Origin of the sequence: Bradyrhizobium barranii subsp. barranii (assembly GCF_017565645.3) — a bacterium.
Taxonomy (GTDB): Bacteria; Pseudomonadota; Alphaproteobacteria; order Rhizobiales; family Xanthobacteraceae; genus Bradyrhizobium; species Bradyrhizobium barranii.
Map to the genome: position 1 here is coordinate 264,034 of NZ_CP086136.1, position 15,704 is coordinate 279,737.

13 protein-coding genes are annotated in these 15,704 nt (G+C 64.7%); 7 read left to right on the forward strand and 6 right to left on the reverse strand.

Annotated features, from left to right (window positions below):
- Positions 1-434 precede the first annotated feature (434 nt).
- The 4 genes from mnmG to J4G43_RS01215 all read left to right on the forward strand — a co-directional run bounded on the left by mnmG (position 435) and on the right by J4G43_RS01215 (position 5,004).
- Positions 435-2,315 carry a tRNA uridine-5-carboxymethylaminomethyl(34) synthesis enzyme MnmG gene (gene mnmG, locus J4G43_RS01200; protein ID WP_208083823.1) on the forward strand — a complete coding sequence of 627 codons (1,881 nt, stop codon included), beginning with the start codon at positions 435-437 and terminating at the stop codon, positions 2,313-2,315.
- 9 nt (positions 2,316-2,324) lie between these two features.
- Positions 2,325-3,095 (forward strand): 16S rRNA (guanine(527)-N(7))-methyltransferase RsmG, encoded by a 771-nt coding sequence (rsmG, locus tag J4G43_RS01205; protein WP_225004571.1) that lies wholly within the window; start codon positions 2,325-2,327, stop codon positions 3,093-3,095.
- Positions 3,096-3,125: 30 nt separating this feature from the next.
- Positions 3,126-3,980: a ParA family protein gene (locus J4G43_RS01210; RefSeq protein WP_071908759.1), complete on the forward strand. Its 855-nt coding sequence runs from the start codon at positions 3,126-3,128 to the stop codon at positions 3,978-3,980.
- Positions 3,981-4,116: 136 nt separating this feature from the next.
- Positions 4,117-5,004, forward strand: a complete 888-nt coding sequence (locus J4G43_RS01215; protein WP_208083824.1) for a ParB/RepB/Spo0J family partition protein — start codon at positions 4,117-4,119, stop codon at positions 5,002-5,004.
- 175 nt (positions 5,005-5,179) lie between these two features.
- Here the strand turns inward: J4G43_RS01215 and holA are convergent, their stop codons facing one another.
- The 3 genes from holA to leuS all read right to left on the reverse strand — a co-directional run bounded on the left by holA (position 5,180) and on the right by leuS (position 9,501).
- Positions 5,180-6,208 carry a DNA polymerase III subunit delta gene (holA, locus tag J4G43_RS01220; protein WP_071908756.1) on the reverse strand — a complete coding sequence of 343 codons (1,029 nt, stop codon included), beginning with the start codon at positions 6,206-6,208 and terminating at the stop codon, positions 5,180-5,182.
- Between the two features lie 130 nt (positions 6,209-6,338).
- Positions 6,339-6,890, reverse strand: a complete 552-nt coding sequence (gene lptE / locus J4G43_RS01225; RefSeq protein WP_028150179.1) for an LPS assembly lipoprotein LptE — start codon at positions 6,888-6,890, stop codon at positions 6,339-6,341.
- Positions 6,877-9,501, reverse strand: a complete 2,625-nt coding sequence (gene leuS / locus J4G43_RS01230; RefSeq protein ID WP_208083825.1) for a leucine--tRNA ligase — start codon at positions 9,499-9,501, stop codon at positions 6,877-6,879. The genes lptE and leuS overlap by 14 nt, the downstream gene beginning before the upstream one ends.
- A 192-nt stretch (positions 9,502-9,693) precedes the next feature.
- Between leuS and J4G43_RS01235 the strand changes: the two genes are divergently transcribed.
- Positions 9,694-10,740 carry a GGDEF domain-containing protein gene (locus tag J4G43_RS01235; protein WP_208083826.1) on the forward strand — a complete coding sequence of 349 codons (1,047 nt, stop codon included), beginning with the start codon at positions 9,694-9,696 and terminating at the stop codon, positions 10,738-10,740.
- On the opposite strand, the gene J4G43_RS01240 is transcribed toward J4G43_RS01235, so the two are convergent.
- Complete coding sequence (locus tag J4G43_RS01240; RefSeq protein ID WP_208083827.1) at positions 10,737-12,440, reverse strand: diguanylate cyclase domain-containing protein; 1,704 nt, start codon at positions 12,438-12,440, stop codon at positions 10,737-10,739. The two genes, J4G43_RS01235 and J4G43_RS01240, sit on opposite strands and share 4 nt — an antisense overlap.
- A 109-nt stretch (positions 12,441-12,549) precedes the next feature.
- Between J4G43_RS01240 and J4G43_RS01245 the strand changes: the two genes are divergently transcribed.
- The gene (locus J4G43_RS01245) at positions 12,550-13,239 is read left to right on the forward strand and encodes a YggS family pyridoxal phosphate-dependent enzyme (RefSeq protein WP_208083828.1); all 690 of its coding nucleotides are present in this window, start codon (positions 12,550-12,552) and stop codon (positions 13,237-13,239) included.
- Positions 13,240-13,421: 182 nt separating this feature from the next.
- On the opposite strand, the gene J4G43_RS01250 is transcribed toward J4G43_RS01245, so the two are convergent.
- Positions 13,422-14,207 (reverse strand): 2-keto-4-pentenoate hydratase, encoded by a 786-nt coding sequence (locus J4G43_RS01250; RefSeq protein ID WP_208083829.1) that lies wholly within the window; start codon positions 14,205-14,207, stop codon positions 13,422-13,424.
- Between the two features lie 6 nt (positions 14,208-14,213).
- Positions 14,214-14,783: a L,D-transpeptidase family protein gene (locus J4G43_RS01255; RefSeq protein ID WP_208083830.1), complete on the reverse strand. Its 570-nt coding sequence runs from the start codon at positions 14,781-14,783 to the stop codon at positions 14,214-14,216.
- A 204-nt stretch (positions 14,784-14,987) separates the two neighbouring features.
- Here J4G43_RS01255 and J4G43_RS01260 point away from each other — a divergent pair, with 204 nt between their 5' ends.
- Positions 14,988-15,674, forward strand: coding sequence for a response regulator transcription factor (locus J4G43_RS01260; protein ID WP_007598630.1), 687 nt, complete (start codon positions 14,988-14,990; stop codon positions 15,672-15,674).
- Positions 15,675-15,704: the final 30 nt, after the last annotated feature.

Below are 15,704 nucleotides of genomic sequence, written 5' to 3' on the forward strand. Positions count from 1 at the left end.
CCCTCATTGCGGCTTCTGGGCCCGCGGACTTGGGCGGGAGATTCGATTTCACTGCCCAAGCGGTCTTGGCCGTAAAAGACGCTCGTACCCCAATCTCGTCATTGCGAGGAGCTCTTGCGACGAAGCAATCCGGACTGCCGCCACGGAAGGATTCTGGATTGCTTCGCTCCGCTCACAATGACCGAGCAGACCCATCGCTTGGGTCCTCTCTACCTACGTCCAGAGCCGTGCGAGATGTCGCCGGGAGCTCTCTCCCGATTAGACCCATCTTGTTTCACGTGAAACGGCAGTCCTCTCAATGCCCCTTCTACTGTGCATGGGGTTGTTTTCGCGAAAATGCGCATCGCCTACTTGGCCGCACCGTTTCACGTGAAACAACCGACTCACTCAGTTTCTACTTCCGGCGTCTCCGCCTCTGCTATAGAAGTCCGCCCATGCGAACAGAGCGAGAGAGTTTCGACGTCATCGTGATTGGCGGCGGCCACGCCGGCTGTGAAGCCGCGGCCGCTTCCGCCCGGATGGGTGCGACGACCGCTCTGGTGACGCACCGTTTCTCCACCGTTGGCGCGATGTCCTGCAACCCCGCGATTGGCGGTCTCGGCAAGGGCCATCTGGTCCGCGAGGTCGATGCTCTCGATGGTCTGATGGGCCGGGTCGGCGATGCCGGCGGCATCCAGTTCCGCGTCCTCAATCGCCGCAAGGGACCGGCTGTCCGGGGCCCTCGGGCTCAGGCCGACCGGAAGCTCTATGCCGCAGCCATGCAGGCCGCGATCCGGGACACCGAAGGTCTTTCCGTCATCGAGGGCGAGGCAGACGAGCTGATCGTGGTCGAGGACCGGGTGACCGGACTACGCCTGGCGGACGGCCGCGAGCTTCGGGCAGGGGCCGTCGTCGTCACCACCGGCACGTTTCTCCGCGGTCTGATCCATCTCGGCGAGAAGAACTGGCCCGCCGGCCGGGTCGGCGAGGCGCCCGCGATGGGTCTTTCGAGCTCCTTTGAGCGGGCAGGCTTCACCCTTGGACGGCTCAAGACCGGCACTCCGCCGCGTCTGGATGGCACCACGATCGACTGGTCAGCGGTCGAGATGCAGCCCGGTGACGAGCCTCCGGAGCCGTTCTCGGTGATGACGGAGCGGATCACGACCCCGCAGATCCAGTGCGGGATCACCCGGACGACCTCCGCGACCCATGAGGTGATCCGCGCGAACGTCCATCGCTCGCCGATGTACTCCGGCCAGATCAAGAGCTCCGGACCGCGCTACTGTCCCTCGATCGAGGACAAGATCGTCCGCTTCGGCGACCGCGACGGCCATCAGATCTTCCTGGAGCCGGAAGGGCTCGACGATAGCACCGTCTATCCCAACGGCATCTCGACCTCGCTGCCGGAGGAGATCCAGCTCGCGATCCTCGCCAGCATTCCTGGCCTAGAGCAGGTGAAGATGGTCCGTCCGGGCTATGCCATCGAGTACGACCACATCGATCCCCGCGAGCTCGATCCGACCCTGCAGACCAAACGTCTGCGTGGTCTCTTCCTGGCTGGGCAGATCAACGGCACCACCGGATACGAAGAAGCTGCCGGGCAGGGTATCGTGGCCGGCCTGAACGCGGCTTTGGCGGCGAGCGGCGCCGCCCCGACCGTGTTCGACCGTGCCGATGGCTATCTCGGTGTGATGATCGACGACCTCGTCACCCGCGGGATCAGCGAACCCTATCGGATGTTCACCTCACGCGCCGAGTACCGGCTGACCCTGCGCGCCGACAATGCCGATCAGCGCCTCACCGAGAAGGGGATTGCGCTTGGATGCGTCGGGAGCGCCCGGACGCAGCATCACCGCGCCAAGATGGACGCCCTGAATGCGGCCAGGGCGCTGTCGAAGTCCCTGACCATCACCCCGAACGAGGCGATCAAGCACGGCCTGTCCCTGAACCGGGACGGCCAGCGTCGTTCGGCGTTCGAGTTGATGGCCTATCCGGATATCGGCTGGAGTCAGGTCCGGACCATCTGGCCGGAGCTGTCGGCGATCGACCCGGTCATCGCCACCCATCTGGAGATCGACGCGAAGTACGACGTCTATCTCGAGCGCCAGAGCGCTGACGTCGAAGCTTTCAGGCGAGACGAGGGGATGGTGCTGTCGGACGTCGATTACCAGCAGGTCCCGGGTCTTTCCAACGAGGTGCGGGCCAAGCTTGAGAAGGCGCGGCCGTTCACCGTCGGCCAGGCTGGCCGGATCGACGGCATGACGCCGGCGGCGCTCGGCATCCTCGCGGCCTACCTCCGGCGCGAGGCACGGAAGACCTCAAAGGCGATCGCATAGGCGTTTCACGTGAAACAGCGCGGGCCGGGCGGCAGATCGTCATCAGGGAAACCAGCGGCAGGTGAGGGCGCGAGCCGTCGATCCGAGCCGACGCCGATCAAACCGAAGATCGACAAGGCCAGCGCCAACGATCGGTCGCTGGACTCCATCATCGCGGCGGACAAGCTCACGGCGCTCAGGCTCGCCCCCGTTTCACGTGAAACCGAAGAACGACTCGATCGCTACATCGCGCTGCTCCGCGAGTGGCAGGCCAAGACCAATCTGGTCGCGCCCTCGACCCTGCCGCAGCTCTGGACCCGGCATATCGCCGACTCGCTCCAGCTCGTCGATCTCGCTCCTTCGGCCAAACGCTGGGCCGACCTCGGCAGCGGCGGTGGCTTTCCCGGAATCGTCCTCGCCTGTGCCATGGCCGGGACGCCTGGCGCCAGCGTCCATCTCGTCGAGCGAATCGCCAAGAAGGCGGCCTTTCTGCGCGAAGCAGTTCGCGTCACCGCATCGCCGGGGCTCGTACATCTCGCGGAGATCGGGGATAATGTGGATAGAATCACCGGCCCCGTGGATTGCGTCACCGCGCGTGCGCTGGCTCCGCTACATCAACTCATCGGCTTTGCGGAGCCGCTGATGCGCCAAGGTGCAAAAGCGCTGTTTCCGAAGGGTCAAGATGTAGAGGCTGAATTGACCGAAGCCGCTAAATATTGGAATATCCAGCCGCAGCTTCACCAAAGCCGTACCGGCGACGGTTGGATCGTCGAGCTGACGTCCGTCGAGCAGCGCGGCTGAGGCGTTCAGGGGTCGAGTGGGGAATTTGCGATGAGCGTGATTGACGAACCGCAGCAGCAACAGACCGGCGAAGTGCCGCAGGGCCACCCGCGCATCCTGGCGCTGGCGAATCAGAAGGGCGGCGTGGGAAAAACAACCACGGCGATCAATCTTGGCACGGCACTCGCTGCGATCGGCGAGCGCGTCCTGATCGTCGATCTCGATCCGCAGGGCAACGCCTCGACCGGCCTCGGCATCGATCGCCGCAACCGCTCCTGCTCGACCTATGACGTGCTGATCGGCGAAGCCGCTCTGCGCGAGGCGGTGGTCTCGACCGCGGTGCCGCGGCTGCACATCGCACCCTCGACCATGGACCTCTCCGGCCTCGAGCTCGAGCTCGGCACCACGCCCGGCCGCGCCTTCAAGCTGCGCGACGCCATCGGCGCGCTCAACAACAACGTCTCGCCGGACGCCGATTACACCTATGTGCTGATCGACTGCCCGCCCTCGCTCAACCTGCTCACGGTGAACGCGATGGCGGCCTCCGATGCGATCCTGGTGCCGCTCCAGTGCGAGTTCTTCGCGCTCGAGGGTCTGTCGCAATTGCTCCAGACGGTGGAGCAGGTGCGCTCGACGCTCAATCCGAACCTGTCGATCCACGGCATCGTGCTGACCATGTTCGACTCGCGCAACAACCTCTCGAACCAGGTCGTCGCCGACGTCCGTCAGTTCATGGGCGAGAAGGTCTACAAGACCATGATCCCGCGCAACGTGCGCATCTCGGAAGCGCCGTCCTACGGCAAGCCGGTCCTGGTCTACGATCTCAAATGCGTCGGCAGCGAAGCGTATCTGCGGCTCGCCACCGAAGTGATCCAGCGCGAGCGCGAGCTGCGCACCACGCATTGACGATGCCGTAGGGTGGGCAAAGGCCTCTTCGCCGTGCCCACCATCTTCCGCGCAAACTGGTGGGCACGCTTTGCTTTGCCCACCCTACGATAATTCAGTTCTGGAGTGTTGCACCGTGAATCCAAGGGAGCTGGCGATGGCCGACGAAGCGCGTTCGCGACTGGGCCGGGGTCTTGCGAGTCTGATCGGTGATGTCGGCGGCGAGGCTCAGCATGTCGATCGTCCGCGCGCGCAGCGCAAGGTGCCGATCGAATTCATCAAGCCCAATCCGCGCAACCCGCGCCGCGCCTTTTCGGAAACGGAGCTCAAGGAGCTCTCTGATTCGATCAGGCAGCACGGCGTGATCCAGCCGATCGTCGTGCGTCCGGTGAAGGGCGCGCAGGATCGCTTCGAGATCATCGCCGGCGAACGGCGCTGGCGCGCGTCGCAGATAGCCGGCCTGCACGAAGTGCCGATCGTGCCGGTCGACATCAGCGACAGCGATGCTCTGGAGTTCGCGATCGTCGAGAACGTGCAGCGCGAAGACCTCAACCCGATGGAAGAGGCGCTCGGCTATCACGCGCTCGCCAACGAGTTCAAACGCAGCCAGGACGACATCGCAAAGGTCGTCGGCAAGAGCCGCAGCCACATCGCCAACATGATGCGGCTGACGAAACTGCCGGCCGAAGTGCAGGCCTTGATCACGAGCGGCGAGCTGACCGCCGGCCACGCCCGCGCGCTGATCGGCGTGCCCGATCCGCTCGCATCGGCCAGGCGCATCGTCGCGGAAGGCCTCAACGTCCGCCAGGCCGAAGCCCTCGCGCACGAAGAGGGTGTGCCGGAGCGCAAGCCGCAGAAGGCGCGCAGCACCGGGGGCAAGGAAAAAGACCCCGACACGATCGATCTCGAAAAGCGCGTCAGCGATGCGCTTGGCCTCAAGGTCACGGTCAATCACCGCGACCCCGGCGGCTCCGTCCAGATCAACTATCGTAACCTCGATCAGCTCGACGAGGTGATGAGGCGGCTCGCGAAGGGCGCGCTGTAGACCTAGCCCTCAGTGTCGTCCCCGCGAACGCGGGGACGACACCGGGTATTTGGCGCGCATCTGTTTCCACATCGTCATTGCGAGCGAAGCGAAGCAATCCAGATTCTTTCCGCGGAGAGACTCCGGATTGCTTCGTCGCTTGCGCTCTTCGCAATGACGTGGAGAGAGCGGTGCCTTACCCCCGCCGCTTCGCATTCGCGGCGATAGCCATCAACGTGCGCTGGGCGATGGCGGCGGCGAGCGTGGATTGCTTGCGGGTGTCGAGCGCGGCGGTCGCGAGCTGCTCGATGATTGCGGCGAGCCGCGCCACGCTGAAATTGCGCAGCGCCGTTTCCACCGCGGGCTTTCGCGAAAAATGCAGGCGCGGATAGCCGCCCTCGAGCACCGCGGAGGCAGGCTGGCCGTCGGCGATCGCGAGCGCAGATTTGTGCAGCCACGCGGCCTGGCGCTGCGCGGCGGAGATGATCACGCCGGGATAGGTGCCGGCGATCATGGCCTTTGCAAATTCCGTCTCGACGATGTCGGGCCGGCCGGCGAAGGCGCCGTCGACGATGGGGTCGAGTTTCAGCTCGGACGCATCGGCAACGACGGACATCACGTCATCCAGCGTGATCTCGCCTTTGCCGTGCGCATAGAGCGTCAGCTTGCGCAGCTCATTGCGCGAGGCCTGGCGGTCGCCGCCGAGGAATGACATCAGCGCCGCGCGGGCATCCTGCGCGATGCGCAGATTGGCGATGCGGAGCTCGTCGTCCATCAGCTTGGCAAGATCACGCTCGGTGTCGGGATAGCAGCCGATCGCCACGGCCGTCTTGGCGCGCTCGCAGGCTTTGCGCAGGGGCGATTCCGGGCGCAGCTCGCCGGCCTCGATCACGATCCGGCAATCCTTCACGCCCATCTCCGCCAGCGTATCGATACCGCTGGCAAAGCTGCGCGAGCCGGCACGGACACGGATGGCGCGGCGGCCGCCGAACAACGGCACCGTCATGGCTTCATCGACGAGCCGCGACGGCTCGGCGGAGAGTTCGTCGCCGTCGAGCTTGACGAGCGAGAAGGGATCGTTGGGGTCGTCGACAGCCGAGGCAATCAGCGCATCGGCGCGCTCGCGCACGAGGCCGGCATCGGGACCGTAGAGCAGGATGATCGGTCGGCCCCCGTCGGGACGGGCGAGGAAGGCGTCGATCTCTTTTCCGCGCAGCGCGACCATCGGACCTGACTGTCATTCCAGGGCGCACGAAGCGCGAACTACGGCGCGCAATTGCGCGCCTGAGAATCTCGATCAATAATCTCTGGATTCCGGATCCGCCCTGCGGGCGCTCCGGAATGACGGGGATGACTTAAGTGCCGGCGATGAAGAACGAGGCCAGGCGAGTGTTGATGTTCTCGGCGATCTCGTTGGCGGCACGATCCTCGGCATCGCGAAGGGCCCGGTTGCGGGCAAAGCGCTGGTAGGAGCCGGGCATGTCATAGGACACGCGCGCGAACGTCGTGCCGGTCATGACCGACTTGCCGCTGACGACCTCGATCAAATTGTACTGGGCGTCGATGCCGTAGTTTTCACTGTTCGGCAGGCCGGTATTGGGATCGACGATCAGCGACGTTTTGCTGCTCGCGAAGCGAATCTCCAGGCGATGGGTCGGCGGCATGCCCGTGGCCGTGCCATAGAGCTTGAAGGCCAGGGCGTTGCGGACCTCGACGCCGACACGGGCCTCGCGGGAGGCATTGGCCTTGTTGATCGGCGGAAGGTCGACCCCCATCAGCTTCTCGCGCAGGCCGGGGGTGCCGTCACCACGCTCGGCATACATCGGCTGGAAGCAGCCAGCCGTCAGCGCCGCCAATGCGGCGACCGCCAGCAAGCGGGCAGCGATCCGGATCCTAGCCGACAACATTCACGATCCTCTTGGGGACGATGATCACCTTGCGGACGGGCTTGCCGTCCAGGGCCAGTTTTACCGCATCGAGGGCCAAAACGGCAGCCTCGATTTCCGGATTCTGGGCCACTGTTGCAACTGTGACCTCACCCCGCTTCTTGCCATTGACCTGGACCACCAGGGTCACGGCGTCTTCAACCAGCAAATCGCGTTCGATTTGGGGCCAATCGGCCTCGGAAACCAGCCCGCTATGGCCCAGAACCTGCCAACACTCCTCGGCCAGATGCGGCATCATCGGGGAGAACAGCTGAACCAGGATCTGGCTGGCCTCCCGGACCGCCCAGGCGAGGTCAGCTGTGGGCTGGCCGGGGCGCTGGAGCACCTCCGAAAACGCATTGGCGAATTCGCGGATATGGGCAAGGCAGACATTGAAGTGCAGCCGCTCGATGCCGGTGGTGACCTTGTCCAGCGCGCCATGGGCGGCCTTGCGCAAGGCGGTCGCATCCGGGCCGAACGAGCCCGGACGATCTGCCGGCGCGGCCTGGCCGAGCTCCACTGCATCGTTCACCAGCCGCCACAGCCGCTGCACGAAGCGCGAGGCGCCCTGGACGCGCTCGTCGCTCCAGATCACGTCGCGGTCGGGCGGGGAGTCCGACAGCATGAACCAGCGGGCGACATCGGCGCCGTAGGTCTCGATGATGTCGTCGGGGTCGACCGTGTTCTTCTTCGACTTCGACATCTTCTCGATCGGACCGATCTGGATGTCTTCGCCTGACGTCAGCAGCGTCGCGCGCCGGCCGTTGCCGCCGACCTCGATCTTCACCTCGGCCGGCTGCACATAACTGCCGTCGGCCTTCTGGTAGGTCTCGTGCACCACCATGCCCTGCGTGAACATGCCGGCGAACGGCTCGTCCAGCGCAATGTGCCCGGTCGCCTTCATCGCGCGGGTGAAGAAGCGGCTGTAGAGCAGATGCAGGATCGCGTGCTCGACGCCGCCGATATACTGGTCGACCGGCAGCATCCGGTTGGCGACGGCTGGTGTGGTCGGCGCGTTCTCGTTCCAGGGATCGGTGAACCGCGCAAAATACCAGGACGAATCCACGAAGGTGTCCATGGTGTCGGTTTCGCGCTGGGCCTTGCCGCCGCATTTGGGGCAGGTGACGTGCTTCCAGGTCGGGTGATGGTCGAGCGCATTGCCCGGTCTGTCGAAGGTCGCGTCATCCGGCAGCGTCACCGGCAGGTCGGCGTCCGGCACCGGCACCACATCGCACTTTGGACAATGGATGACGGGAATCGGGCAGCCCCAATAGCGCTGCCGTGAAATACCCCAGTCGCGCAGGCGGAAATTGACCTGACGCTCGCCGACCGGCGCGTTGCCGCGCAGTTCGCCTTCCAGGCGCTTTGCGACCTCGTCCTTGGCCTGCTCGATGGTCATGCCGTCGAGGAAGCGCGAATTGATCATGCGGCCATCACCGTCATAGGCGGTGTCGGTGATGACGAAGGTCTTCGGGTCCTGGCCCTCGGGGCAAACGACCGGCGTGTTGCCGAGATTGTACTTGTTGACGAAGTCGAGGTCGCGCTGGTCGTGCGCGGGGCAGCCGAAGATCGCGCCCGTGCCGTATTCCATCAGCACGAAGTTCGCGACATAGACCGGCAGCTTCCAGCTCGGGTCGAACGGGTGCACCGCGCGGATGCCGGTGTCAAAACCCTGCTTTTCCGCGGTGTCGATGATCTCTTGCGCGGTGCCGATCTTCTTGATGTCGGCGATGAACTGGGCAAGCTTCGGGTTCTTCGCGGCTGCCGCTTGAGCCAGCGGATGATCCGACGAGATCGCCATGAATTTGGCGCCGAACAGGGTGTCCGGGCGCGTCGTAAAGATCTTCAGCTCGCTCTCGCCGGCGGGCGTCGTCGCCTGATCCAGCGCGAAGCGGACCAGCAGGCCCTCGGAGCGGCCGATCCAGTTGCGCTGCATCAGCCGCACCTTGTCGGGCCAGCGGTCGAGCCCATCCAGCGCGGACAGCAGTTCCTGCGAGTACTTCGTGATCTTGAAGACCCACTGGCTCATTTCCCGTTGTTCGACAACGGCACCCGAGCGCCAGCCGCGGCCGTCGATCACCTGCTCGTTGGCGAGCACGGTCATGTCGACCGGATCCCAGTTGAGCTTGCGCTTCTCACGCTCGGCGAGGCCGGCGGCGAGCATGTCCAAAAACATCTTCTGCTGATGCTTGTAGTAGCTGGGGTCGCAGGTCGCGAATTCGCGCGACCAGTCCAGCGACAGCCCGATCGAGCGGAGCTGCTTCTTCATCGCGGCGATGTTGTCGTAGGTCCAAGCCTTCGGCGCGACCTTGCGCTCGATGGCGGCGTTCTCGGCCGGCAGGCCGAACGCGTCCCAGCCCATCGGGTGCAGCACGTTGAACCCCTTGGCGCGCATGAAGCGGGCCAGCACGTCGCCGAGCGTGTAATTGCGGACATGGCCGATATGGATGCGCCCGGACGGGTAGGGGAACATCTCCAGCACGTAGTATTTCGGCCGCGAATCGTCGTTCTTGGAGACGAAGATCGCCTGTTGGTCCCAGGCGGCTTGCCAGCGCGGTTCGGCGTCGCGGGCGTTGTAGCGTTCGGAGGTCATGGAATCGTTGGGTTTTCGTGGATTCGGCCGTCTAAAGACGGCGGACTAGGCCATAGAAGTCCTTAGGGGGTCAATGGGTTGCCGCTGGCGGCGGCCCCCCCGCAAGGCTGCTCCGCTAAAGTACGGACGGCCCATTGGGATCGGATTAAGGGGTCGGTGCGAGGTTGGCCGCCGACAGCACCCCGCCAGGCGATGGAATCAGGCTTCGACGATCTCGATTACGACTATGCCGCGTCCGTCGCCGGACGGGCGGTGCGGAGCATGGCCGAGCAGCGGATTCCGCCGACGCCGACCAATTTTGCCGTCTGGTTCCACTATTTCGCAGGCAGCCATGACGACCTGCGCAATGCCATCGATCTCCTGATCGACCACAATCGTCCCTTCGACGCCAGGACCAACCAGGATCTGTTCGAGACCTATGTCGCGCCCAGGGCGGGCGCCATCGCCTCCGAGACGTCCGATAGGCTGCATGCCCTCATGGGGACGGCGAAGGAGTTTCTGGCGACGGCCATGGCCGACAATCGTTCCCAGATGCAGGCGATCAGCGAGGTCGCGGATCGGGGCAGGGCCGGCGTCGATCCGAAGGCGCTGGTCGCCCAGCTCATGAATGAGCTGGCGCGGGCCGCCACGAGGGCGACCCGGCTCGAGGCCGGTTTTGCGGAAAAGACCCGCGAGCTCGACGTGATCCGCGACTCGCTCTCCAAGTCCGAAGAGCGCGCCCGGACCGATACGCTGACGGGGCTGGCAAACCGGCGGGCGCTCGATGAATTCCTGCGCAAGGCGCAGACGACCGCGGATTGGGGCGAGCCGCTTGGCGTGCTGATGCTCGACATCGACCACTTCAAGACCTTCAACGACAATTTCGGCCATGGTGTCGGCGACCAGGTGCTGCGCCTGATTGCGAAAGTGCTGCGCGAAAAAGTTCGCGAGCAGGATCTGTCGGCCCGCTATGGCGGCGAGGAGCTGATTGCCGTGCTGCCGGATGCCGATCTCGCCACTTGCGCCGAGATCGCCGAGCGCATCAGGCGCGCGATCGCCGAATGCACGATCACGCGCCGCTCGACCGGCGAGACCCTGCCCGGCATCAGCGTGTCGATCGGCGTAGCGCAGTATCGTGCGGGCGAGGCGATCACCGATCTGATCGAGCGCTGCGACCGCGCGCTCTATCTCGCCAAGGGCGGCGGCCGCAATCGCGTGGTGACGGAGGTCGAGCTCGATCGCGCCGCGGCCGCAGGCTAGGCGCTCGCCGCCAGCATCATGTCGGCCGCGCCGTTCTCGATCACCTGGATGCCGTGCTCCATGACATTGTTGCGACCGCGGTGTTTTGCGGCGTAGAGCGCGGCGTCGGCGGCTTCGATGAGATCGCCGGGGCGCAGCGTCTCGTTCGGCTTCGTTGCGGCAACGCCGATCGAGACGGTGACGATCATGTGGGCGGAGGTGATGTGCGGCAGGCACAGCTTCAGCACGGCCGCGCGCACCTGCTCGCCGATCTCGACGGCGCGGTTCACGTCGGTGTTCGGCAGCAGCAGGCAGAATTCCTCGCCGCCATAGCGGGCCGCAAAGCCCATCGTGTCGGCGGCGATGCCGGACAAGGATTCGCCGAGCCGGGTCAGGCAGGAATCGCCTTCAAGATGGCCATAGGTGTCGTTGAACAGCTTGAAGTGATCGACGTCGATCATCAGCAGCGCAAGCTCGCTGTCATATTGCTGCGCGCGCATCCATTCGAAGTCGAGCCGGCTCTGGAAGCCGCGGCGATTGGCCAGCCCCGACAGCATGTCGATCGAGGCCATCACGGTCAGGCGGTCGTTGCTCGCGATCAGCTCGCGCTCGCGCTGGCTGAGCTGCGCGGCCATCGCGTTGAAGGCGCGGGCCAGCGGCACGAACTCGGCCGGCAGACGGTTGCGCGCGGCGCGGGCCGAGAGGTCGCCCTCGCCGAGGCGTTTGGCCATGTCGGCCAGCATCTCGATCGGCTTGATCACGAGCTTCTCGGCAGCGATCAGCGCGCCGAGCAGCACGAACAGGACGACGAACGCGAGCTGCAGATAGGCAGTGCGGATGTCGCGGCTGACCGCCGCGGACACCTTGTCCTCGTCGATGCTGGCAATCAGGCGGGCATTGGTGCCGGCGATGCGGATATAGCTCACCGCGCGGCGGGAGCCGTCGGCGGCGAGGAAAGAGAGTGAGCCCTCGTCCTGGTCCGAACGCAGCGCCCTGTCGGCGATCGCCGACATCAGCGGCATGTTGTCGAGCGGACGGCCGATCGCGCTGTGCTGGTCAGCCGGCGCGGCGAGCACGGTGCCGGCGCTGTCGACCAGCACGGCAGTGATCCCGGCACGGCCGCCGAGATTGCTCATGACCTTCGACATCCAGTCGAGGTTCACGGTGGCGAGAACGACGGCATCCGCCACACCGCTGAAGGCCGACACCGGATAAACCGCCATGACGGTCGGCGACGGCACGGGCCGCGACAGGATGAAGTCGCTCAGCACGAAGCGGCCGGTTTCCTGCGCCTGCTGGAAGTATGGCCGGTCGCTGAGGTCGAGGCCGACATACATGTTGTTGGTGGCGCACTGGATGCGTCCGTCCTGGCCGGCGATCAACAGCGTGCGGATCCAGGGAAGGTTCGACGGCAGGCTCGCGCGCAGCACGTCGCAGCTCTTGCTGATGCCGCCGGCGGAGGCGCGGATGAAGGCTTCAGATTTCAGGATGGTTTCGACCGACGAGATCACTTCGCGCTGCGCATCGGCGCTGTGTCTTGCAATGGTGGTGAATTCGGTCGCGGCCTGCGCGATCTGACGCGCGCGCGTGTCCTCGAGCGAACGGATGCGCTCGAACATCAAAGGTGTCACCAGAATCACCGCGAGCAACGCAAGCCGTGCCCGGATTCCGAGAACCTGCTTGAGTTTCGCTCGTTTGCGGTTGAAACTGACGTTTGCCATCTTCGCTGCCCACCCCATCGGCCAAGGTAAAGCGAAGGGTTCAAAAACTCTTTCTTGAACTCGGTAAAATTAGAACTAGCTCCGCAACAATCCAGTCCGAACCGACGTCATGACCGAAACCAACGCCGCGCCGGTAACCGGCCATTCACCAAACGCGCTCACTGCGGTCGAAGCCGAAATTGTCCGCGCCTGCAAGGAAGCGCGGCGCGATCGCGCCTCCGTGACGCTGATCGCGGTGTCCAAGACGTTCGCCGCGGATGCAATTATCCCGGTCATCGACGCCGGACAGCGCGTATTTGGCGAAAATCGGGTGCAGGAGGCCAAAGGCAAGTGGCCCGCGTTAACGTCCGCCTATTCCGGCATCGCGCTGCATCTGATCGGGCCGCTGCAGTCCAACAAGGCGAAGGAGGCGGTGGCGCTGTTCGATGCCATCCATTCGGTCGACCGCCCGAGCATTTGCCAGGCGTTAGCCAAGGAAATCGAATCCCAGAACAGGCACCCGGAGCTGTTCGTCCAGATCAACATCGGCGAGGAGCCGCAGAAGGCCGGCATCGCTCCCGGCGAGGCCGATGCCTTCATCGCGAGCTGCCGCGACAGCTATGGGCTGACGATCTCCGGCCTGATGTGCATCCCGCCGGTCGACGAGCCGCCGGCGGCGCATTTCGCGCTGACCGCCAAGATCGCAGCGCGCAATGGATTGAAGAATCTCTCGATGGGCATGAGCGCGGACTTCGCCACCGCAATCATGCTCGGCGCCACCCATGTGCGCGTCGGGAGCGCGATCTTCGGGCATCGGTAGTTGCTGTCGTCCCTGCCTAGTGCGCAATTGCGCACGGGGCGCAGGGACCCATACCGCGTGATCTCTGATTGGTGGGTGGTCTTCGTACCGGCGAAAGTGAGGTAACTGCCAGTCTTAGCCAAACTTCTCCCTGGGGTTATGGGTCCCTGCGTCCGCAGGGACGACCGCGGTGTGTGCGGTGGTCATGCAAACCCCACCGACACCTGCCCCAGCACACCAAAATCCACCGTGAAATGATCGCCGGCCTGGATCGGCAGCGGTGGATGGCACGTGCCTGTCGTCACCACCTCCCCTGCTCGCAAGGTGATGCCGAGCCCGCGCAGCTCGTTGGCAAGCCAGGCCAAGGCAACACGGGGATCGCCGAGCACGTTCTTGCCGTGGCCGAGATAGCGCTGGCCGCGCAGCGTGATCTGCGGCCGCTCCTCGACGAGATCCATGGCGCGCCAGTTCGCAGTCGTCGCTGCGCCCAGCACGAACAGATGCGCGCAGGCATTGTCGGCGATCAGCTGCGCCTCGCCGGCGCTGGCGAAATCGCCAAAGCGCGAGTCGGGAATCTCGATCGCGGGATGCAAGGTGCCGACGGCGGCGAGCACGTCGTCGACACTGTACGGCGTCGCGCACGGCGGCAGATCGCGGCCCATGACGAAGGCGAACTCCGGCTCGCCGACGCGCATCTCGTTGCCCTTCATCGACGCCGTGCCGCCGTCGGCGATCACGGTGTCGCTCATGATGCGGCCGGCCAGCGGTCCTGCGACGTTGATGTGCTTCTGTCCGGCCTCGCTTGTCGCCGCGATCTTCCAACCGAACAGCTTTCCAAGCGATTGGTTTTCGAGGACGGCCTGGATGGCATAGCCATCGGCGCGGCTCAGCGGCCGCAACCGCGGCTCCAGCGCGTCAAACTTGGTGCCGTCGCGCCAATGGTTGACCAGGACCTGCGATGCGGCGGCGATCTGATCCTTGTCGAGCATGTGCCCTCACCCGATGATGATTCTTGTTCTTGGTCCCAGTTGCCGCAGCAATTGCAGCATCGCCGCTTTGGTCATCGAGACGCAGCCTGCGGTCGGCCCGAAACTGTCGCGCGCCAGATGCAAAAATACCGCACTGCCGCGGCCGGCGATGCGCGGTCTGGTGTTGTGGTCGATTTCGATGATGAAGTCATAGAGATGGTCGGTCCGCTTGAGACGGTCACCGCCCTGCTCCGGTCCGAGCCGGATCGCCTGATTGTAGTGGCGATCCCCGGCGTCCTCGCACCAGGCGTCCGTGTCGCCGATGGCCCGGGCCGGAAGAAAGGTCCGCGGACGGCTGTGGCGGTCGCCCCGCCACCATAATTGCCTGGGACGGAAGCTGCCCCGCGGGGTGCCGCCATCGCCCTCGCGCTTGTTTGCCAGGATTCCGCCCCGCCCCAGCGCCACCGGGATCGTCAGCGCGCCGGCCGTCAGCCAGCCCCGGCGCGGATTCCCGGCAGCAGGTTTAACGCGGATCGCTCGAAGCGGTCCGGAGCTTCGATTCTTTGGGTAACTAACTGAATTCGCTTTGTTTTTCATGTGAACGTGCGATGTCGAATTCATTACAGGACATTCATCAAAACGGGCTGAGATTTTGAGTTAGAGTGCTTCTGGCTTGTGAATCGGTAACAGCCCACTACTTCAACACGAACAACAATAATAACGGCGACCCCCCTAACTTTCCCTCGCGGCTGGGTGCAGCATGCATGCGCGCCGAGCCGGACTCCAAAAGGATGACCCCCTATGGCCAATGCCCGCAAGATCCTCATCGTGGATGACGATACCGATCTGCGCGATACGTTGGTGGAGCAATTATCGCTGCACGAAGAATTTGAGGCCTCCGCCGTCGATACCGGCGCCAAGGGCGCGAGCGCCGCGAAGGCCAATGCCCCCGATCTCGTCCTGATGGATGTCGGCCTGCCCGACACCGATGGCCGCGAGGTGGTTCGTTCCTTGCGCAAGGGCGGCTTCAAGGCTCCGATCATCATGCTCACCGGGCATGACACCGATTCCGACACGATTTTGGGGCTGGAATCCGGCGCCAACGACTACGTCGCAAAACCCTTCCGTTTCGCCGTGCTGCTGGCTCGCATCCGCGCCCAGCTCCGCCAGCACGAGGCGAGCGAGGACGCGGTGTTCTCGGTCGGCCCCTACTCCTTCCGCCCGGGCTCGAAGATGCTGACCGCGGCCAATGCCCGCAAGGTCCGGCTCACCGAGAAGGAAACCGCCATCCTCCGCTTCCTCTACCGGGCCGGCCAGATGCCGGTCTCGCGCGAGACCCTGCTCCAGGAGGTCTGGGGCTATAATTCCGGCGTCACCACCCACACGCTGGAAACCCACATCTATCGCCTCCGCCAGAAGATCGAGAAGGACGCCGCCAATCCGGAGATCCTGGTCACGGAAGCCGGTGGCTACAAGCTGGTGCCGTGATACGCTTTAGGGGCGTGCGAATCGTTTTAG

Bases quoted from the DNA above. Each gene is read 5' to 3' on its own strand.
- mnmG (WP_208083823.1), top strand. From the start codon at position 435: ATGCGAACAGAGCGAGAGAGTTTCGACGTCATCGTGATTGGCGGCGGC.
- J4G43_RS01210 (WP_071908759.1), top strand. From the start codon at position 3,126: ATGAGCGTGATTGACGAACCGCAGCAGCAACAGACCGGCGAAGTGCCG.
- J4G43_RS01215 (WP_208083824.1), top strand. From the start codon at position 4,117: ATGGCCGACGAAGCGCGTTCGCGACTGGGCCGGGGTCTTGCGAGTCTG.
- holA (WP_071908756.1), bottom strand. From the start codon at position 6,208: ATGGTCGCGCTGCGCGGAAAAGAGATCGACGCCTTCCTCGCCCGTCCC.
- lptE (WP_028150179.1), bottom strand. From the start codon at position 6,890: ATGTTGTCGGCTAGGATCCGGATCGCTGCCCGCTTGCTGGCGGTCGCC.
- leuS (WP_208083825.1), bottom strand. From the start codon at position 9,501: ATGACCTCCGAACGCTACAACGCCCGCGACGCCGAACCGCGCTGGCAA.
- J4G43_RS01235 (WP_208083826.1), top strand. From the start codon at position 9,694: ATGGAATCAGGCTTCGACGATCTCGATTACGACTATGCCGCGTCCGTC.
- J4G43_RS01240 (WP_208083827.1), bottom strand. From the start codon at position 12,440: ATGGCAAACGTCAGTTTCAACCGCAAACGAGCGAAACTCAAGCAGGTT.
- J4G43_RS01245 (WP_208083828.1), top strand. From the start codon at position 12,550: ATGACCGAAACCAACGCCGCGCCGGTAACCGGCCATTCACCAAACGCG.
- J4G43_RS01250 (WP_208083829.1), bottom strand. From the start codon at position 14,207: ATGCTCGACAAGGATCAGATCGCCGCCGCATCGCAGGTCCTGGTCAAC.
- J4G43_RS01255 (WP_208083830.1), bottom strand. From the start codon at position 14,783: ATGAAAAACAAAGCGAATTCAGTTAGTTACCCAAAGAATCGAAGCTCC.
- J4G43_RS01260 (WP_007598630.1), top strand. From the start codon at position 14,988: ATGGCCAATGCCCGCAAGATCCTCATCGTGGATGACGATACCGATCTG.